23 protein-coding genes are annotated in these 21,105 nt (G+C 30.1%); 9 read left to right on the top strand and 14 right to left on the bottom strand.

Translation table 11 applies throughout. The features are described from left to right. Positions 1-6 precede the first annotated feature (6 nt). Entirely contained in the window at positions 7-555 is a 549-nt protein-coding gene (locus AABJ49_RS00565) for a PepSY-associated TM helix domain-containing protein (RefSeq protein ID WP_338375106.1), read from the top strand. Between the two features lie 140 nt (positions 556-695). Here AABJ49_RS00565 and AABJ49_RS00560 read toward each other — a convergent pair whose 3' ends face one another. The 3 genes from AABJ49_RS00560 to trxA are packed head-to-tail and all read right to left on the bottom strand — an operon-like array spanning position 696 to position 1,647. Continuing rightward, on the bottom strand, positions 696-908 hold the full coding sequence (locus AABJ49_RS00560) for a DUF2892 domain-containing protein (RefSeq protein WP_338375103.1): 213 nt from the start codon (positions 906-908) through the stop codon (positions 696-698). Between the two features lie 15 nt (positions 909-923). Further along, a complete protein-coding gene (locus tag AABJ49_RS00555; RefSeq protein ID WP_338375100.1) occupies positions 924-1,310 on the bottom strand; it encodes a rhodanese-like domain-containing protein in 387 nt (128 codons plus the stop codon). Positions 1,311-1,344: 34 nt separating this feature from the next. After that, positions 1,345-1,647 (bottom strand): thioredoxin, encoded by a 303-nt coding sequence (gene trxA / locus AABJ49_RS00550; RefSeq protein WP_338375098.1) that lies wholly within the window; start codon positions 1,645-1,647, stop codon positions 1,345-1,347. Between the two features lie 136 nt (positions 1,648-1,783). On the opposite strand from trxA, the gene hemN reads away from it, so the two are divergent. Continuing rightward, positions 1,784-3,148, top strand: coding sequence for an oxygen-independent coproporphyrinogen III oxidase (gene hemN / locus AABJ49_RS00545; RefSeq protein WP_338375096.1), 1,365 nt, complete (start codon positions 1,784-1,786; stop codon positions 3,146-3,148). A 113-nt stretch (positions 3,149-3,261) separates the two neighbouring features. Here hemN and AABJ49_RS00540 read toward each other — a convergent pair whose 3' ends face one another. The 8 genes from AABJ49_RS00540 to AABJ49_RS00505 form a co-directional block, all read right to left on the bottom strand. Then, complete coding sequence (locus tag AABJ49_RS00540) at positions 3,262-3,963, bottom strand: sulfite exporter TauE/SafE family protein (RefSeq protein WP_338375094.1); 702 nt, start codon at positions 3,961-3,963, stop codon at positions 3,262-3,264. A 225-nt stretch (positions 3,964-4,188) separates the two neighbouring features. Beyond that, positions 4,189-4,635: a FixH family protein gene (locus AABJ49_RS00535; RefSeq protein ID WP_338375091.1), complete on the bottom strand. Its 447-nt coding sequence runs from the start codon at positions 4,633-4,635 to the stop codon at positions 4,189-4,191. A 165-nt stretch (positions 4,636-4,800) separates the two neighbouring features. After that, positions 4,801-6,219 carry a cytochrome c oxidase accessory protein CcoG gene (gene ccoG, locus AABJ49_RS00530; RefSeq protein ID WP_338375088.1) on the bottom strand — a complete coding sequence of 473 codons (1,419 nt, stop codon included), beginning with the start codon at positions 6,217-6,219 and terminating at the stop codon, positions 4,801-4,803. A 75-nt stretch (positions 6,220-6,294) separates the two neighbouring features. Beyond that, entirely contained in the window at positions 6,295-7,239 is a 945-nt protein-coding gene (locus AABJ49_RS00525; protein ID WP_338375086.1) for a cbb3-type cytochrome c oxidase N-terminal domain-containing protein, read from the bottom strand. Positions 7,240-7,321: 82 nt separating this feature from the next. Beyond that, complete coding sequence (locus AABJ49_RS00520; RefSeq protein ID WP_338375083.1) at positions 7,322-7,495, bottom strand: CcoQ/FixQ family Cbb3-type cytochrome c oxidase assembly chaperone; 174 nt, start codon at positions 7,493-7,495, stop codon at positions 7,322-7,324. A gap of 16 nt (positions 7,496-7,511) precedes the next feature. After that, positions 7,512-9,695 (bottom strand): cytochrome-c oxidase, cbb3-type subunit I, encoded by a 2,184-nt coding sequence (gene ccoN, locus AABJ49_RS00515; protein WP_338375081.1) that lies wholly within the window; start codon positions 9,693-9,695, stop codon positions 7,512-7,514. A gap of 6 nt (positions 9,696-9,701) precedes the next feature. Further along, positions 9,702-9,887, bottom strand: coding sequence for a cbb3-type cytochrome oxidase assembly protein CcoS (ccoS, locus tag AABJ49_RS00510; protein ID WP_338375078.1), 186 nt, complete (start codon positions 9,885-9,887; stop codon positions 9,702-9,704). Between the two features lie 124 nt (positions 9,888-10,011). Further along, positions 10,012-12,390, bottom strand: coding sequence for a heavy metal translocating P-type ATPase metal-binding domain-containing protein (locus tag AABJ49_RS00505; protein WP_338375073.1), 2,379 nt, complete (start codon positions 12,388-12,390; stop codon positions 10,012-10,014). A 106-nt stretch (positions 12,391-12,496) separates the two neighbouring features. Between AABJ49_RS00505 and AABJ49_RS00500 the strand changes: the two genes are divergently transcribed. Further along, positions 12,497-13,174, top strand: coding sequence for a Crp/Fnr family transcriptional regulator (locus AABJ49_RS00500; protein ID WP_338375071.1), 678 nt, complete (start codon positions 12,497-12,499; stop codon positions 13,172-13,174). A gap of 34 nt (positions 13,175-13,208) precedes the next feature. Here AABJ49_RS00500 and AABJ49_RS00495 read toward each other — a convergent pair whose 3' ends face one another. Continuing rightward, positions 13,209-13,514: a rhodanese-like domain-containing protein gene (locus AABJ49_RS00495; RefSeq protein WP_338375069.1), complete on the bottom strand. Its 306-nt coding sequence runs from the start codon at positions 13,512-13,514 to the stop codon at positions 13,209-13,211. 133 nt (positions 13,515-13,647) lie between these two features. On the opposite strand from AABJ49_RS00495, the gene AABJ49_RS00490 reads away from it, so the two are divergent. The 3 genes from AABJ49_RS00490 to AABJ49_RS00480 are packed head-to-tail and all read left to right on the top strand — an operon-like array spanning position 13,648 to position 15,336. Then, positions 13,648-14,103, top strand: a complete 456-nt coding sequence (locus AABJ49_RS00490) for a MarR family transcriptional regulator (RefSeq protein ID WP_338375067.1) — start codon at positions 13,648-13,650, stop codon at positions 14,101-14,103. A gap of 3 nt (positions 14,104-14,106) precedes the next feature. Beyond that, the gene (locus AABJ49_RS00485; RefSeq protein ID WP_338375065.1) at positions 14,107-14,739 is read left to right on the top strand and encodes an NAD(P)H-dependent oxidoreductase; all 633 of its coding nucleotides are present in this window, start codon (positions 14,107-14,109) and stop codon (positions 14,737-14,739) included. A gap of 30 nt (positions 14,740-14,769) precedes the next feature. Beyond that, on the top strand, positions 14,770-15,336 hold the full coding sequence (locus AABJ49_RS00480) for a YceI family protein (RefSeq protein WP_338375062.1): 567 nt from the start codon (positions 14,770-14,772) through the stop codon (positions 15,334-15,336). A 69-nt stretch (positions 15,337-15,405) separates the two neighbouring features. Here AABJ49_RS00480 and AABJ49_RS00475 read toward each other — a convergent pair whose 3' ends face one another. Next, positions 15,406-16,452: an oxidoreductase gene (locus AABJ49_RS00475; RefSeq protein ID WP_338375061.1), complete on the bottom strand. Its 1,047-nt coding sequence runs from the start codon at positions 16,450-16,452 to the stop codon at positions 15,406-15,408. A gap of 180 nt (positions 16,453-16,632) precedes the next feature. Between AABJ49_RS00475 and AABJ49_RS00470 the strand changes: the two genes are divergently transcribed. The 3 genes from AABJ49_RS00470 (at position 16,633) to AABJ49_RS00460 (ending at position 20,354) form a co-directional block, all read left to right on the top strand. Then, positions 16,633-17,937, top strand: a complete 1,305-nt coding sequence (locus AABJ49_RS00470) for a hypothetical protein (protein WP_338375058.1) — start codon at positions 16,633-16,635, stop codon at positions 17,935-17,937. Between the two features lie 112 nt (positions 17,938-18,049). Next, positions 18,050-19,264, top strand: a complete 1,215-nt coding sequence (locus tag AABJ49_RS00465; RefSeq protein ID WP_338375055.1) for a methyltransferase domain-containing protein — start codon at positions 18,050-18,052, stop codon at positions 19,262-19,264. Between the two features lie 10 nt (positions 19,265-19,274). Next, positions 19,275-20,354: an endonuclease gene (locus tag AABJ49_RS00460; protein WP_338375053.1), complete on the top strand. Its 1,080-nt coding sequence runs from the start codon at positions 19,275-19,277 to the stop codon at positions 20,352-20,354. Here AABJ49_RS00460 and AABJ49_RS00455 read toward each other — a convergent pair. After that, positions 20,351-21,079: a biotin--[acetyl-CoA-carboxylase] ligase gene (locus tag AABJ49_RS00455; protein WP_338375050.1), complete on the bottom strand. Its 729-nt coding sequence runs from the start codon at positions 21,077-21,079 to the stop codon at positions 20,351-20,353. The genes AABJ49_RS00460 and AABJ49_RS00455 overlap by 4 nt on opposite strands. Positions 21,080-21,105: the final 26 nt, after the last annotated feature.

Genomic DNA, 21,105 nt, shown 5'->3' with positions numbered 1-21,105 from the left:
TTACATATGAAAAAAGTTAACGCAAGAGAATTGCACAGAGATTTAGGATATTTCTTTTTAGGATTAATCATAACATTTGCCTTTTCAGGAATTTTAATGAACCACAGAGATAGTTTTCATGCCGAAAAATATACTATTGAAACAAAAGCCATTGAAGTTAATTTGGCTGATGAAAAAGATATATCTGAAGAAAAAGCAATAGCTATTGGTGAAGCATTAGGAATAAAAGATAAATTCAGAAGACATAGAATTAAAAAAGACGAATTAAGTATTTCTTATGAAAAAACTGATGTTGAAATAGATATAAATTTAGGAAAAGGAGAAATTACTACTTTTATAAAAACACCAATTGTTAGTCAAATGATGTTTATACACAAAAACACTTCAAATTGGTGGATTTATTTTTCAGACATTTTTGGAATTTCATTAATCATTATTGCAATTACAGGAACATTAATGGTCAAACATGGCAAACACACCTTTAAAAGAAGAGGTTGGAAACTCGCAGTTGCTGGTTTACTATTCCCTCTTATTTTTCTGTTCTTTTTAAGCTAAATAACATCAAGATGAAATGCTCAAAATTTTGCTATACATGATGTATGTAATTCAAATAAATAATAATTGAACATATAATTTTAAAAGCATAAAAAACCTCGTTTAGTGTAAGCGAGGTTTTTTGTAGCATATTCTTTGTTTTATTTTTTTTTCTTAACCTTACAAGTATTTATTCCAAATAAACTATATGCCGGACAAAACTGTATGGAAGATGTTAGAACCATAATTAATCCAACTGCTAAAGCAACCCACATCCAAGTACCTTCAACGACATTTCCCATGACTAAAATTAAGGCAATAATTCCTATCATAATTCGTAGAAATCGATCTCCATTTCCAATATTTTTTTTCATAAATGTAATTTTTGGTTAATATTCAACTGGTTTGTTAGCATCATTCCATCCTATCATTCCTCCATCTAAATCATAAACTTGTTTAAAACCATTATCTCGTAAAATGGCTGCAGCTTTGGCACTCCTTCCTCCAGCTTTACAATAAACCATTACAGGTTTTTCTTTATTCAAAGTAGCAATTTTTGACTCAAAATCTCTATCATTCACATTCATATTTACTGCATTTGTAATATGACCTTCTGCAAATTCATCAGGAGTTCTTACGTCTATAATTTGACTAGTTGGTTCTTTCATCTGTTCTTCAAACTTGTTTGAATCAACTAATGTAACACCTTCTTGTTGTTTTATACACGAACACGTTGTTAAAACTAAAATACTTAAGCTTAAAAATATATTTTTCATTTGTAGAATTTTTTATAAAAATAAGAAAAATTTATTAATTCTTATATTGATTAATTATTTCTACAATTTGATCTTTACTTAAAACACCTGATTGTCTCCAAAGCATCTTACCTTCTTTAAATAAAATGAAAGTAGGAACTCCTCGAACCATGAACTCTGAAGCCAAATCCTGATGTTGATCTACATTTATTTTTATAATCTTAACATCATCTTTAACTACAGATTTCGTTTCTTGTAATATAGGAGACATCATCTTACAAGGTCCACACCAATCAGCAAAAAAATCTACTAATACTAGCTGATTTTGGTTTATTATTTCGTTAAATTTTGCGTTCATTTTCTATATAGTTTTAAAACAAAATTACGACTTAAAAAAAGTAAAACATGTAATAATTGTTACAAATATCAATTTATGATAAATATCATTTTTAGTTTTACAAAGCAGTACTATTTTTGACTAAATTAAAAATGTTATGCAGCAAACACTCGTACAAAAATATAATGTTCCTGGTCCAAGATACACAAGCTATCCAACTGTGCCTTATTGGGAAGAAGATTTATTTACTGTTTCTGATTGGAAAAGTTCATTCAAAAAATCATTTGATGAATCTAACACAGAAGAAGGAATAAGTTTATACATTCATCTACCTTTTTGCGAGAGCTTATGCACTTTTTGTGGCTGCAATAAGCGAATTACCAAACGTCACGAAGTGGAACATCCTTATATTGATGCTGTTTTAAAAGAATGGAAATTATACTGTAATCTATTAACTGAAAAGCCAATAATTAAAGAAATTCATTTAGGTGGTGGAACTCCAACGTTTTTTTCTCCAAAGAATTTAGAACGTTTAATTAACGGAATTTTTGAAAAAGCTGAAAAAGCACCTCAACATGAATTTAGTTTTGAAGGTCATCCAAACAACACAACAAGACTACATTTACAAACTTTATATGACTTAGGTTTTAGAAGAGTTAGTTTTGGAGTTCAAGATTATTCTGAAAAAGTACAACGAGCAATTCATAGAATTCAACCTTTTCATAATGTGGCAAAAGTTACGCTTTGGGCCAAAGAAATTGGTTATACTTCAATTGGTCACGATTTAATTTTTGGATTGCCTTTTCAGACTTTAGATGATGTTTTGGATACGATTGATAAAACAAAATCGCTTCAACCAGATAGACTAGCATTTTATAGTTATGCTCATGTGCCTTGGATAAAAGGAAATGGTCAACGTGGTTTTAAAGATGAAGATTTACCCAAAAGTGATGAAAAAAGAGAATTGTATGAAAAAGGTAAAATTCAATTAGCTAAAAATAATTATATTGAAATTGGCATGGATCATTTTTCTTTGAAAGAAGATAGCATGACCAAATCTTTTGAAGAAGGAAAGTTACATCGCAATTTTATGGGTTATACTTCATCAAAAACCCAATTAATGATTGGTTTAGGAGTTTCTTCTATAAGTGACAGTTGGTATGCTTTTGCACAAAATGAAAAATCTTTAGAGGATTACTATGCACGTTTAGATAAAAATGAGTTACCTGTTTTTAGAGGTCATATTTTGACAAATGAAGATTTAATTATAAGAAAACATATTCTAAATTTAATGTGTCAGTTTACTACTTCATGGGAAAATGATGCAATGAAATTTGATGAAATAAACGATGTTTTGCAAAGTCTTCAAGAAATGAAAGAAGATGGTTTATTGACAATTGAAGAAAATTCTATTAAAATTACAGAAAGAGGTAAACCTTATGTTCGTAATATTTGTATGGCTTTTGATTTAAGATTGATTAGAAAAGCACCACAAACGCAGTTGTTTTCAATGACTATTTAGATGTTCGATTTTTGGAACACAGATTTGAGAAATTGAAGAAATTTGAAAAATTTAATAACGTTTAAAATCGCAAAACCTTTTAAACTCTTAACCCTTTAAACTGCTAACGTTTTTTAATGGCAATTCGCCTCTGGTTGCACAAACAAACTCATATTACTTGGTGAAATGTATGGAATATCTAATCCTAAACCTCTTACTATAAATAACATTCCGATTAAGATTGTTAGAACTGGAATTGCTTTTTGAATAGAATTTCTGGTTTTTGGTGTGATGAAATTGGCTACATAAACTACAGCACTCATCATTGGAATTGTACCTAATCCGAATAGAAACATATATAAAGTTCCGATTGGTAAACTTTGCATGGCTATTGCACCAAATAAAGCTACATAAACCATTCCACAAGGCAAATATCCATTCAGCAAGCCAATTGTGAAAAGCGATTTGTAACTCTTGTTTTTGAATTGTTTTCCTAAACTAGATTTTACTTTTGAAATAAGATTATATACTGGTCTCGAAAAATTGTAACGTGCAAATACTTTTTCTGGAACAATTGCTACAATAATCATCAATAAACCTACTATAATTGATAATTGTTGTTGTAAACCTGCAACTGATAATCCTTTTCCCAATAAGCCAAATAGTAATCCTAAACTCGAATAAGCTGTTAATCTTCCTAAATGATAAGTGAAAATCTGTTTTGTTTTTTTGGTTGGATTATTTCTATCAACAGGTAACATCATAGCAATTGGACCACACATTCCTATGCAGTGAAAGCTACTGATTAAACCTAGTATGATAGCAGAATAAAGCATTATATTGTTGATTGAAGATTAACGATTGTTGATTTTTGAATTTGCATTGGATTTGAAATTGATTTTTTTAAATCGATGTTAAAAAAGTGTGTTTTAGATAAAAGGTTTAAAATTAAAAAACTAATAACCAATAAACTAATTAAGAATACCAATTACCTAAAAGCACACCATTTTTTAAAATTTCAATATTTTAAATTCCAAATTCCAAACTAGAAATTTAGAAAATTAATAATACATTGTTTCTTTGTTCAAGTAGCTGGAATCATTGTAAGTCCAATCTACAGAAATGTCCCAAAGACCGCCTTCCAAATTACTATTAGGTATGAGCAAATTTGAAGAAGATAATGAAATCGGAATTTCAAAATCTAGCTTTTGGCTTGACGGTCTATATAAGGACACTTTTCCTTTTATATTTTTAAAATCAAAATTGGAAGGAAATTCAACTGTAATTCCTTCAGCAGATTTTGTAAATTTCAATTTATATTCTAACTGATTGGCACTTTGCTGCTTTTCAATATCATTTTGAACTAATGATTCTTTTTTATAATAATCTTCTGTCACCAATTCATTATCATATGTAGAATCTGATTGTACTTTAAATACAAAATACAATATGAATGTGATAAATAGTCCAAATGCAATTACGATTCCTGTTCCCCAATTTATTTTCATTTTTTTCTTTTTTTCTATTATTGCCACAAAGTCACAAAGTCGCGAAGTTTCTTTTTATGCAATGTTTTTTTTAAAATTTAATTCCTTTCGGATCGACAAGTTTATGGTTAAGTCTTTTTTATAAAATTTCTTTCTTAATATCCGCCATCTGAAAATCCGAAAATCCTAGTTAAAACTTCTTGGTCCTAAAAAGTTCGTCTTTGTGGTTTCAATTAATTCATCTTTGTTGTAAACTTCAATTTTAACTTTGGTTTTATCTCCTTTTAGAAAAGCTGGATTTATTTCGATAAATAAAGTACCTTGAGCTAATCCTTCTTTTTTGACTTTTGCATAAGGATTTCCAACCATTTTAATAGTTCCTTTTGGGCTTTTAATTTTAAAATAAACACTATCAAAGTCTCTAACGGTTTTATTTACAATCTTATATGTAAATATATTACTGATATTTTCTCCTTTGTGTTCAAATAATTGTCCTGGCAACCTTAATACAGTTGCTTCTACATCATTTCTCATGAACAGCAAACTTATTAAAACTCCAATCAGTAAAGTTAAAACACCTATGTAACCTTTCATTCTAGTTGTCAACTTGAATTTTTCTTTGTTCACAATTTCATCTTCACTGGCATAGCGAATTAATCCTTTTGGCAATCCCACTTTTTCCATTATAGTATCGCACTCATCTATACAAGCAGTACAATTAACACATTCTAGTTGAGTACCATTACGAATATCAATTCCAGTAGGACAAACGACTACACATTGATTACAATCAATACAATCTCCTTTACCCGTTTCGGCTCTATTTTCTCTTTTATCCCATTTTGCTCTTCCTGTAACTCCTTCACCTCTTACATGGTCATAAGCTACATTAATTGATTTATTATCTAAAAGTACTCCTTGCATTCTACCATAAGGACAAGCAATAATACACACTTGTTCTCTAAACCATGCAAAGACAAAATAAAAAATACTTGTAAAAATTAGTAAGGCAATTAAAGTACTTAAATTTTTAGCTGGTCCTTCTGTTATGTATTGAATTAGTTTATCACTTCCTATTAAGTAAGCTAAAAAAACATTAGCGATAATAAAAGATATGATAAAAAAGATAATCCATTTAGTAAGACGTTTTCTTATTTTTTTCGCATTCCATTCTTGTTTTGCTAAACGCATTTGAGAACCTCTATCACCATCAATCCAATATTCAATTCGTCTAAAAACCATTTCTAGAAAAATTGTTTGTGGACAAAACCAACCGCAAAAAATTCGACCAAAAGCTACCGTAAAAAGAGTTAATCCCACTACTCCAACAATCATTGACATTACAAATAAATGAAAATCTTGTGGCCAAAAAGGAAATCCAAAAATTGAAAATCTTCGCTCTAAAACATTGAACATCAGAAATTGATTTCCATTAATTTTTATGAAAGGAGCTGACAAAAGAAATGCTAACAATATATAACTTAATATTTTCCTTTTATCATAGAATTTTCCAGAAGGTTTTTTTGGGAAAATAAAATTTCTCTTTCCTTCAGTGGTAATGGTTCCTATGGAATCTCTAAAACTTTCGTCTGGTAACTTTGACATAATTTTGTTGTTTTAAATACAAGTCTAAAACGAGTTGAAAAAGGTTTTAAGTCACAACTTAAAACCTTTTATAATTTATTTTATAGTTGTTGAATCATCAGCAGTTTCAGTTTTAACTTCATCTGTTGTTGCTGAAGCTTCTGCTTTGTATAGCACTGCTTCTGGTTCAGTAGGTTTTGGATCTTTTGGATTTGTACCTTGAAGAGAAAGCACGTAACTTGCAACTTTTTGCATTTCGGTTGGTTTTAATTGATCTTTCCAAGAAATCATTCCTTTTCCTGATCTACCACCTTCCATTAATGTGTTGAATACGTCTTTGATACCACCACCTAAAATCCAATATTCATCGGTTAAGTTTGGTCCAATTGCTCCACCACCATCTGCTCTGTGACAAGCCACACAATTAGATGTAAAAAGTGTCTTTCCTTCAGCCAAAGAAGTTGCATCTGTTAATAATGTCACACTTTCTTTATCCATTAAATCTGGAGCCGTTTTTAAATATTCTTTAATTTCAATATCAGCTTGTGCCATTTCTGCCTCAAATTCTTCAGCTTGTGTATAATCGCCATACACTTCAAAACGAACTAAATATACTATGGCAAATACAATACAAGCATAGAAAAGATATACCCACCAAGGAGGCAATACGTTATCTAACTCTTTAATACCATCATAATCATGGTCTAACATTACATCTTGTTCTTGCTCAATCGCTTTAGAACGAGTTAGTTTTTTTACCAAACCTTGATAGAATTTCCCTTCTGTGAAAGGCAATGCTTGTGCTTCTTTTAATTGTTGTTTTTGTTCATCAGTCAATAAATGATAAGTAACATTATCTACAGCACTAATTACTATTTCTATTGCAATTAATAAAAATAGAAATACGCCTAAGAATAAAGACACCATTGGATATTCAATAAACGCTGGTTTATCTCCTGAATCAATAAAGTATTCCATTGCTGCAAAAACAATTGCAAAAAGTAACGGAACTCTTACATATGCTGGAATTATTTTTTTCATTTTAACTTGTTTTATTATTAGCTTTTGCTTTGGTTAGTAAAAAGTACCTCTCTCTATTCTGAAAAGAAAGAGGTAGCTTTAATTATTTTTCATCTTTAAATGGCAATTCACTTAATTCTTTAATCTTGTCTTTACTATAAGTCATTGCCCAAATGAAGAAGGAAACAAAAACGATAAAGAAAAGCACTAATGATATTATAGGATAAATGTCAATTCCCATAATGGTTTCCATATTGTGTTTTACAAATTTTAACATGCTTATGAGTTTTAAATTATTCTGTTTTTTTGACTTTAATATCCGTTCCTAATCGCTGTAAGTAAGCAATAAGTGCTACAATTTCTCTGTCTTTCATTGGTGTAAATTCTTCACCTCTTGCAGCAGCAGCTTTTTTACTATCTTCATACGATTTTACAAAATCTGGATCATTACTCAAGTTTTTCTCAATTTGAGCCGATTGTGCATCCATATTTTTTCTAGCATTTGCAATATCTTCTTTAGTATATGGAACTCCTAGTGTAACCATTACTTCCATTTTTTTCTCAATATGCTGATGATCCATTGGTTTATTATCATACATCCATTTGTATCCTGGCATAATAGAACCTGATGAAGTACTTTGTGGATCCCACATATGATTGAAATGCCAATTATCATTGTATTTTCCACCAATACGCATTAAGTCTGGACCAGTACGTTTTGAACCCCATAAGAATGGATGATCATATACATATTCACCTGATTTAGAATACTCGCCATATCGTTTAACTTCTGAACGGAAAGGACGAATCATTTGAGAGTGACAGTTGTTACATCCTTCACGAATGTATAAATCTCTTCCTTCTAATTCTAATGGTGTATATGGTTTAACACTTGTAATCGTTGGAATATTTGATTTCACAACCAACATAGGAACGATTTGAACAATTCCTCCAATTGCTACTGCAACTGTAGTTAAGATTGTAAATTGAACTGGTTTTCTTTCTAACCATGAGTGCCAAGTTTCACCTTTTAGTTGTTTGCTAGAAATTTTTACTAATGCTGGAGCTTCTGCTAATTCATCTTCTACTTTAGAACCAGCCATTACTGTTCTTACTACGTTATAAACCAAAACTAAAATTCCGATAAAATATAGAGTTCCACCAATTGCTCTCATAGCATACATTGGCATGATTTCAGTAACTGTTTCTAAGAAATTTCCATATACTAATGAACCATCTGGATTAAATTGTTTCCACATAGAAGCTTGAGTAAATCCTGCAACATACATTGGTAAAGTATATAAAATGATACCTAATGTTCCAATCCAAAAGTGGAAATTTGCTAATGCTGTAGAAAATAATTTAGTTTTAGTCATTCGTGGTATTAACCAATAAATCATACCGAAAGCCATAAAACCATTCCAAGCTAGAGTACCAACGTGAACGTGAGCTACGATCCAATCTGTAAAGTGAGCAATAGCGTTTACGTTTTTAAGTGAAAGCATTGGTCCTTCGAAAGTTGACATACCGTAACCCGTAATTGCTACAACGTAGAATTTTAAAACAGGGTCTGTTCTTACTTTATCCCAAGCACCTCTTAATGTAAGTAATCCATTAATCATACCACCCCATGAAGGAGCAATCAACATGATTGAAAATACAACTCCTAAGTTTTGAGCCCAATCTGGTAAAGCTGAATACAATAAGTGGTGAGGTCCAGCCCAAATATAAATGAAAATTAACGACCAAAAGTGAATAATAGATAATCTATATGAATATACTGGACGATTAGCTGCCTTCGGAACAAAATAATACATCAATCCAAGAATTGGCGTTGTAAGGAAAAACGCAACTGCATTATGACCATACCACCATTGGACTAAAGCATCTTGAACACCTGCATAAACTGAGTAAGATTTAAAAGCTGAAACAGGAATTTCAATATTATTGAATATATGAAGTAAAGCAACAGCAATAAATGTAGCTAAATAGAACCAAATGGCTACATAAATATGTCTCTCTCTTCTCTTTATTATTGTTCCAATCATGTTAACTCCAAATGCTACCCAAATTAAAGCAATTGCAATATCAAAAGGCCATTCTAATTCGGCATATTCTTTTGATGATGTGTATCCTAATGGTAATGTAATAGCTGCACCAAGAATGATTAACTGCCAACCCCAAAAGTTTAACTGACTTAAGAAATTACTATACATTCTGGTTTTTAATAATCTTTGCAAAGAATAATATACTCCTGCAAAAACGGAGTTACCTACGAAGGCAAAAATAACAGCGTTAGTGTGTAAAGGTCTTAACCTACCATAACTCAACCAAGGAATTCCATCGGTCATGTTAGGAAATAAGTACATGAAGGCCACTATAAGACCAACTAACATTCCAATTACACCAAAAGCAATTGATGCGTAAAGGAAGTTTCTCACAATTTTGTTGTCGTAATAAAATTGTTCTTTCTCCATAATTAATTATTTTTTTTTATCAGTTTTAGTTAATTTGTTTGTACTCTTAATTAATTCATCGTCAAAAAGCATTCTGACTGATGGTGTATAATCGTCGTCATATTGTCCACTCTTAACTGCTTTTATAAAAGCAACCAAGAAAACAACCGCAACTACTATACTTACTGTGATTAAAATATAAATGACACTCATACCTCTAATTTGTGATAACAAAGTTACTTTGCCTATTTTGCTTAAAATATGATATTTGTCATACTTTAAAATTTTGTTAAAATTATTTTTTCGATGGCTAAAGCCAACGGTAACTCAACTAAAGCTATTTTTTATTTCTTGCGTAAATATTTGTCATTATTGTTACGAAACTTACAATTGTAATTGTACTTAATGGCATTATAATGGCAGCAACTATTGGCGAAAGAGTTCCTGTAATTGCAAAACTTAATCCTACTACATTATAGAGTAAGGATAACCCAAAACTCATATAAATAGTCTTCATCGCATTTTTAGAATAGTTCATGAAAAAGTTGATTTTATTAAATTGTGAAGCATCTAAAATTCCATCACAAGCTGGTGAAAAAACATTTACATTTTCTGAGATTGAAATTCCCACATTACTTTGAGCTAATGCTCCTGAATCGTTCAAACCATCACCTATCATCATTACATTTTTGCCTTCTTTTTGAAGATTTTCTATGTAAGACAACTTTTCTTCTGGCTTTTGATTGAAAACTAATTTTGTTTTGCTAGGAAGCATTTTTTCGAGAATTTTTTGTTCCCCATCATTGTCTCCTGATAAAACAACCAAATTGTATTTTTTGGCTAAACTTTCAAATAACTGTTCTAAATCTTTTCTGTATTGATTATTGAAAATATAGCTGCCTTTGTAAATTCCATCTATTTCAACATGAACTTTGGTTTTCTTATGGGTATTTTCGCTCATGTGTTGCAAAAATTGAGATGAACCTAGTTTTATTGTCATATCATTACAAATAGCAAAAATTCCTTTTCCAATAACTTCTTCAAAACTAGACACTTCCATTCTTTCTTGATTAGGAATGAAATCATACAATCTCCTACTCAATGGATGATTGGAACCTCTTAAAGTGTTTTTCAGAACTGCTAACTCATTTTCATTCAGTATTTCACCTTCATAGGTTATAGCTGTTTTTTTGTTGGTTGTTATAGTTCCTGTTTTGTCGAAAACAATAGTATCTACTTTAGCCATTTGTTCAATTACTAAAGCATTTTTTAAATAAAATTTTCGATTCCCTAAAATTCGAAGCACATTTCCAAGGGTAAATGGTGCTGTCAAAGCTAATGCACATGGACAAGCGACAATTAAAATTGCTGTAAAAACATTAAAAGCAGTTGTAACATCAATAAAAACCCAATAGATAAAAGATACTATTGCGATAATTAATAATATAGGCGTAAAATATCTACTGATTCTATCTGTAATGGTTTTATGTTTTTGTTCCACTCTTTTCTGAAAAACATCATTACTCCACAATTGTGTTAGGTAACTTTGAGAAACTGAAAACAAAACTTCCATTTCAATAACGTTACCCATCATTCTTCCACCTGCGTAGAGTTTGTCACCTGATTTTTTTTCTATAGCAACAGCTTCACCAGTAACAAAACTATAATCAATTGAAGCTTTTTCTGAAATTAAAATTCCATCAACTGGAATTAATTCTTGATTGCGAATTAACAGTCTATCTCCTTTTTCAATATCATAAACTTGAACGGAATTTTCCTCACCAGTAAGCAAAATTTTTGTAATTGCTATTGGAAAATAAGATTTATAATCACGTTCAAAAGAGAGAAAATCATACGTTTTCTGTTGGAATAATTTTCCTAAAAGCATGAAAAAAACCAAACCAGTCATACTATCGAAAAAACCTTGACCATAATCGAAAATGATATCAACCGTACTTCTAATAAACATTACAATGATACCTAATGCAATAGGAATATCAATATTTAGAAGTCCTGAACGAATACTTTTCCAAGCGGAAACATAATAGCCTGAAGCTGAATACAAAAAAGAAGGCAATGCCAATGCAAAAATCAGCCAACGAAAGAATCCTCTGTATTGATTGATCCAAAATTCTTCTACTTCAAAATACTCAGGAAATGAAAGTAGCATGATGTTTCCAAAACAAAAAAAGGCAATTCCAATTTTGTAAATCAAACTTCTATCTACTTTTTTCTTTCCTTCATCAAAATTTTCAAGACTTATGTAGGGTTCATATCCAATAGAACTCAAAAGATAAACAATGTCTTTTAAAGAAGTTTTTGTAGAATTGAAAGTAACTCTTACTTTCTTTTCAGGAAAATTAACTTGTGATGTACTTATTCCATCTTGCAGTTTTTGTAAATTTTCCAAAATCCAAATACACGAACTACAGTGTATGTGAGGAATAAAAAGTGAAACAATAGCGGTTGAATCTTCTTGAAATTCCAACAGTTTTGCAATAATTTTTTCATCATCTAAAAAATCATATTTTCCCTTAATCTCTTGTGGCGTTGCACCAGGTGCTTTTTCTAAATCATAATAACAAGATAAATCGTTCTGACTAAAAATTTCGTAAACGGTCTTACAACCATTACAACAAAAACTTTTTTCATCAAAAATGATTTCGTCTTTTTTAATAATTTCATTACCACAATGGAAACAGTTATTTGTGTCCATAAATTTGCTCATTTTACCTGTAACAAAGGTTGCAAATGTTGATAAGTAAAAATATGATATTTGTCATACTTTAATTATATTTGTAAAATAAGTTAAATCATACTATATGAGTAAGTGCGAACAGTGTATTGTTAGACAATTTAGCTCTCTAAAAGCCTTAACAAAAAATGAGCTTATTAAAATGGCAGATTGTAAAACATCTTATACCATAAAAAAAGGAGAACCTATTTTTGAAGAAGGAGAAACGGTAAACGGTGTATATTGTGTGAAAGAAGGAGTATGCAAAATGACTAAGTTGAGTGATAATGGTAAAGACCAAATTGTAAAATTGTCTAAACCAGGTGAACTTTTAGGCCAACGTTCAATGATAAGTGATGAAGCAGCAAATTTAAGTGCCATTGCTCTAGAAGACATGCAAGTATGTTTTATACCAAAATCAGAAATTATGGGTGTTTTTAATGAAAACAACCAATTTTCACTGAATATGATGAAAACTATTTGTGGTGATTTAAAAGATTCGGATGACCACATGGTTGACATGGCTCAAAAAACAGTAAAACAACGATTAGCAGAAACCTTGTTATACTTAGAAGAAAATTTTGGTGTAAACGAAGACAATTCATTAAAACTTCAACTTTCTAGAGAAGAATTAGCAGGAATGATAGGTACAGCAACTGAAAGTTGTATTCGTTTACTTTCTGAATATAATAAATCAGGAATAATCGATTTAAAAGGAAAAAAAATAACCTTACTTGATAAAAATAAATTAAAGAAAATTTCATAAAAAAAGAGCTGATTTTTCAATTAGCTCTTTTTCGTTATTCTACTGGTCCATCCCATTGTGATATTCCACCTATCAAGTTATAAGCTTTTTCAAAACCCAATTGATTCATAATTCCACAAGCTTGTGCACTTCTACCACCAGCAGCACAATACACGTAGTAATTCTTAGTTTTATCTAATTCCTCTAACATATAAATAAAACCTTGTCCCTTGTAAATATCAATGTTAATGGCTCCAGAAATTTTTCCTGATTCAAATTCATCATCTGTTCTAACATCAAGAATAACAGCATTATCATCTGCTAAAAAGGTATTCCACCAATCGTTTTGTTCTAAATTCATCTTCTAAAAAATTTTTATCAAATGTACACTCAAAAATATAATTTTAAAAATTTAACAAAAAATTAATTGACATTTGTATATACAATTAAAAAAATATACTACATTTGTCATGTAAATATTTGTATATACAATTATGAAAATTGAAGATATAATAAAAAGTAATTCACCAATAGCTTTAGAAAAGAAGACATTACTTAATATAATGTATTGCCATAATAGTATTGGTGAAAAATTTAATGAAGTTTTAAAACCTTTTGATTTATCAGTAGAACAATTTAACGTATTACGCATATTAAGAGGTAAGAATGGAAAATCGGCAAACATGTGTGATATTCAAGAACGTATGATTGCAAAAACAAGTAACACTACTCGATTAGTAGACAAATTATTATTAAAAGATCTTGTAACACGTGAAATTTGTCCAAACAATAGAAGAAAAATGGAGATTACTATTACTCAAAAAGGGCTAGATACATTAAAAGAATTGGATCCTTTAGTAATTAATCACGAAAAAAGTTTTACAAAAAACTTAACAACATCAGAATTAGAAACTTTAAACGAATTATTAGAAAAATTCAGAACTATATAAACTATGAATACATTTTTAGACAATCAGAATTGGCGCTATGCAACAAAAAAGTTTGATGCCTCAAAAAAAATATCTGAACAAGATTTAGAAACTTTGAAAGAAGCAATTCAATTAAGCACTTCTTCTTATGGTTTACAGCCTTACAAAGTAATAATTATTGAAAACCCAGAAGTTAGAGCACAACTTCAACCCGTTTCTTGGGGACAATCTCAAATTACTGAAGCTTCTCACCTATTTGTTTTTGCAAATATGGTTGATGTACAAGATAATCATATTGACGATTATATGAGTAATATGGCTCAAACAAGAGGCTTAAAAGCTGAAGATTTAAAAGGATATAGTGATTTTATGAAATCAAAAATAACTCCTTTACCAAAAGAAATCAAATCAAATTGGACTTCAAAACAGACTTATTTAGCATTAGGAAATTTACTAAATGCAGCTGCACAGCTAAAAATTGATGTAACTCCAATGGAAGGATTTGAACCAGAAAAATACAATGAAATTTTAGGATTAGACAAACTTGGCCTAAATGCTTCATTAGTAGCAACTTTAGGATATCGTCATGAAGAAGATGCAACGCAACACTATCCAAAAGTAAGAAAACCAATTAACGAATTATTTGAAACAATTTAATAAAAACAATCACTAAAATTTAAAACAAAAATGAAAAATTTAAAATCAATCGCATTAACATTAGTAGCATTCGTTACATTTTCAGCTACAGCTCAAAAAACCGTAAAAGTAGATGCTGCAAAAAGCACAATCAACTGGGTAGGAAAAAAAGTTACAGGTAAACATGAAGGAACAGTAAGCTTAAAAGAAGGAGCTTTAGTATTTGACGGAAAAAAATTGGTAGGTGGGAATTTTACGGTAGATATGACATCAATCAATGTTACAGATTTAGAAGGTGGAATGAAAGGAAAATTAGAAGGACATTTAAAAGCTGATGATTTCTTTGGTACTGATAAATACCCAACTTCAAAATTAGTTTTCAAAAAAATAGCTACAAAAGAAAATAACACTTACACTATTTATGCAGATTTAACCATCAAAGACAAAACAAATGAAGTAGTTTTTGACATCACAGTAAAAGACAAAACAGCTACTGCTGAAGTTGTGATTGACAGAACAAAATACGGAATTGAATACAACTCAGGAAGTATTTTTGATGGTTTAGGAGACAAAGCTATCAATGATGATTTCACTTTAAATGTAGTTTTATCATTCTAATTTAATAAGGGAAAAATTGTTATAGGAAAAGGCTATTCATTAATGTGAGTAGTCTTTCTTTTATTAATTTTATTCTGAAAAGATTATTTTAACTATTTTATTTCTTCCAGCTGCAAAAGCTATTTTTGAATCTAAAAATCGAATAGTATAAAGTTCTTTATCTTCATTCAATTGTTGCCATGTATTTCCAAAATCATTAGAATACTGAATTCCATTGGCTCCCACAGAAACTAATGCTTTTCCTTCACTATTTGGAACAAACTGCACACAAGAACCATATCCAAAACCTTGACCATTTGCCACTAATTTCCAAGTTTTTCCACCATCAAAAGTGATCGCTTTGTTATTGGTATTATCATTTTGTTTCATATAATTTCCACCAGTTATAAATCCGATTTTATCGTTGTAAAAATCTGCAGAAAATATTCCAGTCATTTCTTCACCTTGAACTATAGGCGTTTCATAAACTTGCCAAGTTTTTCCAAAATCATCACTTGCAAATAATCTAGATTTCTTACCACCAGAAACCATAAATGATTTTGTTTTTTCCAACATTATATTTGAATTACTTGCAGCAAAAGCAGCTTCTCCATCTTCTACTCTTGGTAAATCATCACAACTTATTTTTCTCCAAAAATTTCCTCCATCATTAGTAACAATAACAGACAAACAATCTTCTGTTGGATCACCCATTGCCATTCCGTTTAACTCATCTTTAAATTGCATGGAATCATAAAACACTTTCTCATTTATTTCTGAGTATACAATTTGTTGCAAATTATCTTTCTTAGAAATTTTATAAACATTTGCTGGATTTGCTACTGGTAATAAAAAGATATAATCTTTTGTTTGAGCTATACTTCTAATTTCATTTACAGTTGTGTCTGACTGAACTTTATATTTTGAAACTTCATTGGTTTTCAAATTTACTTTACCATAATTACCATTGTCTCCAGCATACCAAAGATAATTTTCATCACTTAAAATTGCCCTAATACTAATTTTTTCATCCAAAATGGATTGAATTTCGACTTTAGAATAATTTCCATTCATTTCTTTTTGAGAGCTACAAGAACTTATTAATAGTAAAATAAAAATGCATTGAAAATATTTCATCTTGATTATTTTTTTGTAAAGTTATAAATAGTACTCTAAATTCAAATTCCAAATCTATAAATTATTAAAAAATTGATTTACAAGTGATTAAGTATTCCTGATATACTTTGGCACGAATATTGAATATTCAATATTCGAATGTAAAAATTCAAACATTTTAGTAACTTAATACTATTTATTATGAAAAAATTATTCACCCTTGCCCTTTTACTTAGTTTAACAACAATGTTTGTTAATGCACAAGATAAAACAACTGTAACAGCAAATTCATCTGAAATTAGTGATAATTTAGATTTAAGAGCTATTGCTACAATCTTTGGAGAGTCTTCTGATTTAGAAGACTTTGAAAAAAGAATTAATGATCCTAAAGCTCAAATTAGTAATTTGGACTTAAACGGTGATAATTATGTAGATTATTTACGAGTTATAGAATCAATTGAAGGAAATGATCATATTATAATTGTACAATCTGTTATTGATAAAGATTTATATCAAGATGTTGCTACAATTGAAGTACAACGTGATAAAAACAATAAAGTTCAAGTTCAAGTTGTTGGTGATGTGTATATGTATGGTGAAAATTACATTTACGAACCAGTTTATGTTCACACACCAGTAATCTATACTACATTTTGGGTAACAAATTATCGTCCTTATTATTCTAGTTGGTATTGGGGTTATTATCCTTCTTACTATTCATATTGGCGTCCATTTCCGGTTTTTAGATATAGAAATCATATAAATGTATATATTGGTGGATATGGTCACGTTTACAACTATGTAAATTATAGAAACTGTAGAGTTTCGTACAACGCATATTATGGAAGAAGAGCAAATGCTTATGAAGTAAGATATCCTAATCGTTCATTCTCTCACAGAAATGCATCTGTGACTAATAGATATGAATTAGATAGAACAAGAAGTACAAGAACAGTAAACGCTAGAGAAAGAGGAAACACGCAACCTAGAATTGCATCTTCAAATAGAAGTGACAACTCAACTAGAAATAATAATTCTACTAGAAGTGAAGTCTCAACAAGAGAAGGAAATACTAGAGCGACAACTTCTACGAAAAGCACAACATCAACTAGAAGTGAAAGTCCAAGAGCTACAACTTCTACAAGAGACAATAGTGCATCAGTAGAAACACCAAGAAGTACTACTGCAACAAGAAACGAAAGCACTAGAGCTAATAGTTCTACAAGAAATACAACTTCTACTAGAGCTGAAAGATCTAATACTTCTTCTTCTCCTAGAGTTAGTACATCAACAAGAAGTTCTTCTCCAAAAGCAATATCTTCAAATAGAGGTTCTTCTTCAACAAGAACTAGTGCTCCTTCTAGATCGAGCTCTCCTTCTAGAGCAAGTGCTCCATCTCGCTCAAGTTCACCTTCAATGGGAAGCTCAAGAGGTTCATCTTCAAATGGAGGATCTTCAACTGGAAGTTCATCCAGAGGTGGTTCATCTAGAGGTGGAAGAGGATAAAATTCAAATTATAAATAAAAACAAAGACTGCAGCAATGTGGTCTTTTTTTATGATTAAAAAATTCTATAAACACATTATTAATACTATCTTTGCAAGCTGATTAAAAAAGAAATGAGATTACACAGAAATTTAGTATTTACAGTTATTGATTCATTAATGGCCATCCTTAATGAAGGAGCTTATGCCGATAAAATGGTTGCACAAGCCTTAAAAAAAGACAAACGTTGGGGAAGTCACGACCGTAAATTTGTTGCCGAAACTATTTATGAAATTGTTCGCTGGAAAAGATTATATACTGAAATAGCCGAAGTAAAAGAACCATTTACAAGAGATGATGTTTGGAGAATTTTTGCTGTTTGGGCTGTTTTAAGAGGAATAAAGTTACCCGATTGGAAATATTTTGAAAGTACTCCAACTCGAAAAATAAAAGGCCGTTTTGATGAATTAACTAAAATTAGAAAATTCAAAGAAGCTATTCCTGATTGGATGGATGAATTAGGTCTAAAAGAGTTAGGAAAAGAAGTTTGGGAAAAAGAACTAGCTGCTCAAAACGAACAAGCAAAAGTAATTTTAAGGGTTAATACTTTAAAAACGACTAAAGAAAAAGTGCGTGCCATTTTAATGGATCACAACATTGAAACTGAATTTTTAAAAGACCAACCTGATGCTCTTGTTTTAAAAGAAAGAGCAAATGTTTTTCTTATTCCAGCTTTTAAAGAAGGTTTATATGAAGTACAAGATGCTTCATCTCAATTAGTAGCTTACTATTTAGATGTAAAACCAGGAATGAGAGTTGTTGATACTTGTGCAGGTGCTGGTGGAAAAACGTTGCATTTAGCTTCTTTGATGGAAAATAAAGGACAATTAATTGCAATGGATATTTATGAAAGTAAATTGAAACAATTAAAAATCCGTGCTAAAAGAAATGGTGTTTTCAATGCAGAATTTAGAGTAATTGATACCACAAAAGTTATCAAACGTTTACACGAAAAAGCAGATAGAGTATTAATTGATGCTCCATGTAGCGGACTTGGTGTTTTAAAAAGAAATCCTGACAGCAAATGGAAATTACAACCAGAATTTATTGATAACATCAAAAAAGTGCAAGAAGAAGTTTTACATAATTATTCAAAAATTGTAAAACCTGGTGGAAAAATGGTTTATGCCACTTGTTCTATTTTGCCATCTGAAAACGAAGAACAGATTAAAAAATTCTTAAAAACAGAAGAAGGACAAAAATTCAAACTAATAAAAGACCAAAAAGTGTTGGCACATCAATCAGGTTTTGACGGATTCTATATGGCTTTATTAGAAAAAAAAATATAATTAAACAAACATGAAAAAGAATTACATTTTATTATTTTTATTGAGCGTAATAATTAGTTTTGCTCAAAATGGTGCTCCTGCAACACCTTATTATAATGGTTTTAATTGGAACCAAACTGGTACTGCTTTAAAAAATGCTTTAGCAACAAAAATTACTACAACACATACCTCAATTTTATCTTATAGCGATGTTTGGGAAGCTTTAAAAATCGTTGATTTAGATCCAACAAATTCAAATAATGTACAATTAATTTATGGTTGGGAAAATGGCTCTGATAGTGATGTTACAAACGATAGAGTTAGAAACAAAAACAACAATGGTGGTAATGTTGGAGAATGGAATAGAGAGCATGTTTTTGCTCAATCATTAGGAAATCCTGCTTTAGGACAATCTGGTCCAGGTGCTGATGCACAAATGTTAAGAGCATCTGATGTACAACGCAATTCAGATAGAGGAAACAAAAAATTTGGAGCAGGTTCAGGGATACAGTCTACAACTGTAGGAAGTAATTGGTATCCAGGAGACGAATGGAAAGGTGATTGTGCAAGAATTATCATGTATATGTATTTACGATATGGAAATCAATGCTTACCCACCTATGTAGCATCTGGTACAACAAACTCTAGTGATTCAAACATGATTGACTTGCTATTACAATGGAACGCTGAAGATCCAGTTTCACAATACGAAGATAATAGAAATACTTATTTGGGGAACTCAAGTAATAGTTATGGTCAAGGAAACAGAAATCCTTTTATTGACAACCCTTATTTAGCAACTGTTATTTGGGGCGGACCAGTAGCTCAAAACCGTTGGCCATCTATCTTTTTATCAACAGAAAATTTTGTTAATTTAAGTGAAATTTCAGTTTATCCAAATCCTTCAAATGATAATAGAGTAAACATTGAAACAAAAATTGCTTTAGAAGAAATTGAGTTAATTAATTTAAACGGACAACTAATTCAAGTAATAAAAAAACCTGTATTAAACAACAATACATATACTTTAGAGAATTTACCTCAAGGTTTTTATTTATTGAGATTAAGTTCAGAAAATCAATCGATAACCAAAAAGATTATTGTTAACTAATACAACATTTTAATTTCTTTAACTCCATAATTTTTTATGGAATCATCTTCAAGCAAAACCTGAAGTTGGCCAATTGAAGAAACACCTTTAATAATTCCCATAAATTTTTCCTGATTTTCATCTTCAAAAGTTGTGGGAATTTCTTTTTTAAATAAGTTCTCTAAATATTTATTCCATAAAACTTTTTCATTACTTCGTATTAAAGAAATATTTTGTTTTAAATTCTCTACTACCAAATTCAAGACTTTATCTAAATTAAAATCTACATTTTCAATTAATTTTAATGAAGTTATTTTTTTAGCAGAATTAAAATTAATTTGATTTACATTTAGGCCAATTCCAATAACTGAATAAATTTCTCCATTTTGTTGAATAGCATTTTCTATTAAAATTCCAGCAATTTTCCTATTATCTGCCATAATGTCGTTTGGCCATTTTACAGCAATATTTTTTCTTGTCAGTAGATTTAATGCTTCAAAAACACTCAAAGCAACTGCAATATTTAAAGAAAAAAGTTCTGTTGGGCTCATTATCAAATCTCTAATTAAAATGCTAAACGTTAGGTTTTTACCTGATTCGCTAAACCATTCTGCATCTCGTTGACCTCTACCCTTTTCTTGATTATTAGCTATCACAATTGTAAAGTTATCAACAAACTGTTTTCGCATTAAATCTTTTAAATAGTCGTTCGTTGAGTTTGTGGCATTTAGTTTGATGATATTCATGTGTAAAAATAATTTTTGTAAACTTT

This window comes from uncultured Flavobacterium sp. (assembly GCF_963922255.1).
GTDB lineage: Bacteria > Bacteroidota > Bacteroidia > Flavobacteriales > Flavobacteriaceae > Flavobacterium.
The sequence above is the reverse complement of the archived record's forward strand: the minus strand, read 5'-3'. Positions and strand labels throughout refer to the sequence as shown.

Bases quoted from the DNA above. Each gene is read 5' to 3' on its own strand.
- AABJ49_RS00490 (WP_338375067.1), top strand. From the start codon at position 13,648: ATGAAAATTGAAGATATAATAAAAAGTAATTCACCAATAGCTTTAGAA.
- AABJ49_RS00485 (WP_338375065.1), top strand. From the start codon at position 14,107: ATGAATACATTTTTAGACAATCAGAATTGGCGCTATGCAACAAAAAAG.
- AABJ49_RS00560 (WP_338375103.1), bottom strand. From the start codon at position 908: ATGAAAAAAAATATTGGAAATGGAGATCGATTTCTACGAATTATGATA.
- trxA (WP_338375098.1), bottom strand. From the start codon at position 1,647: ATGAACGCAAAATTTAACGAAATAATAAACCAAAATCAGCTAGTATTA.
- AABJ49_RS00505 (WP_338375073.1), bottom strand. From the start codon at position 12,390: ATGGACACAAATAACTGTTTCCATTGTGGTAATGAAATTATTAAAAAA.
- AABJ49_RS00520 (WP_338375083.1), bottom strand. From the start codon at position 7,495: ATGTTAAAATTTGTAAAACACAATATGGAAACCATTATGGGAATTGAC.
- AABJ49_RS00480 (WP_338375062.1), top strand. From the start codon at position 14,770: ATGAAAAATTTAAAATCAATCGCATTAACATTAGTAGCATTCGTTACA.
- ccoG (WP_338375088.1), bottom strand. From the start codon at position 6,219: ATGTCAAAGTTACCAGACGAAAGTTTTAGAGATTCCATAGGAACCATT.
- AABJ49_RS00535 (WP_338375091.1), bottom strand. From the start codon at position 4,635: ATGAAAATAAATTGGGGAACAGGAATCGTAATTGCATTTGGACTATTT.
- AABJ49_RS00465 (WP_338375055.1), top strand. From the start codon at position 18,050: ATGAGATTACACAGAAATTTAGTATTTACAGTTATTGATTCATTAATG.
- AABJ49_RS00540 (WP_338375094.1), bottom strand. From the start codon at position 3,963: ATGCTTTATTCTGCTATCATACTAGGTTTAATCAGTAGCTTTCACTGC.
- AABJ49_RS00455 (WP_338375050.1), bottom strand. From the start codon at position 21,079: ATGAATATCATCAAACTAAATGCCACAAACTCAACGAACGACTATTTA.
- AABJ49_RS00525 (WP_338375086.1), bottom strand. From the start codon at position 7,239: ATGAAAAAAATAATTCCAGCATATGTAAGAGTTCCGTTACTTTTTGCA.
- AABJ49_RS00555 (WP_338375100.1), bottom strand. From the start codon at position 1,310: ATGAAAAATATATTTTTAAGCTTAAGTATTTTAGTTTTAACAACGTGT.
- ccoN (WP_338375081.1), bottom strand. From the start codon at position 9,695: ATGGAGAAAGAACAATTTTATTACGACAACAAAATTGTGAGAAACTTC.
- AABJ49_RS00495 (WP_338375069.1), bottom strand. From the start codon at position 13,514: ATGAATTTAGAACAAAACGATTGGTGGAATACCTTTTTAGCAGATGAT.
- AABJ49_RS00470 (WP_338375058.1), top strand. From the start codon at position 16,633: ATGAAAAAATTATTCACCCTTGCCCTTTTACTTAGTTTAACAACAATG.
- AABJ49_RS00565 (WP_338375106.1), top strand. From the start codon at position 7: ATGAAAAAAGTTAACGCAAGAGAATTGCACAGAGATTTAGGATATTTC.
- AABJ49_RS00500 (WP_338375071.1), top strand. From the start codon at position 12,497: ATGAGTAAGTGCGAACAGTGTATTGTTAGACAATTTAGCTCTCTAAAA.
- hemN (WP_338375096.1), top strand. From the start codon at position 1,784: ATGCAGCAAACACTCGTACAAAAATATAATGTTCCTGGTCCAAGATAC.
- ccoS (WP_338375078.1), bottom strand. From the start codon at position 9,887: ATGAGTGTCATTTATATTTTAATCACAGTAAGTATAGTAGTTGCGGTT.
- AABJ49_RS00475 (WP_338375061.1), bottom strand. From the start codon at position 16,452: ATGAAATATTTTCAATGCATTTTTATTTTACTATTAATAAGTTCTTGT.
- AABJ49_RS00460 (WP_338375053.1), top strand. From the start codon at position 19,275: ATGAAAAAGAATTACATTTTATTATTTTTATTGAGCGTAATAATTAGT.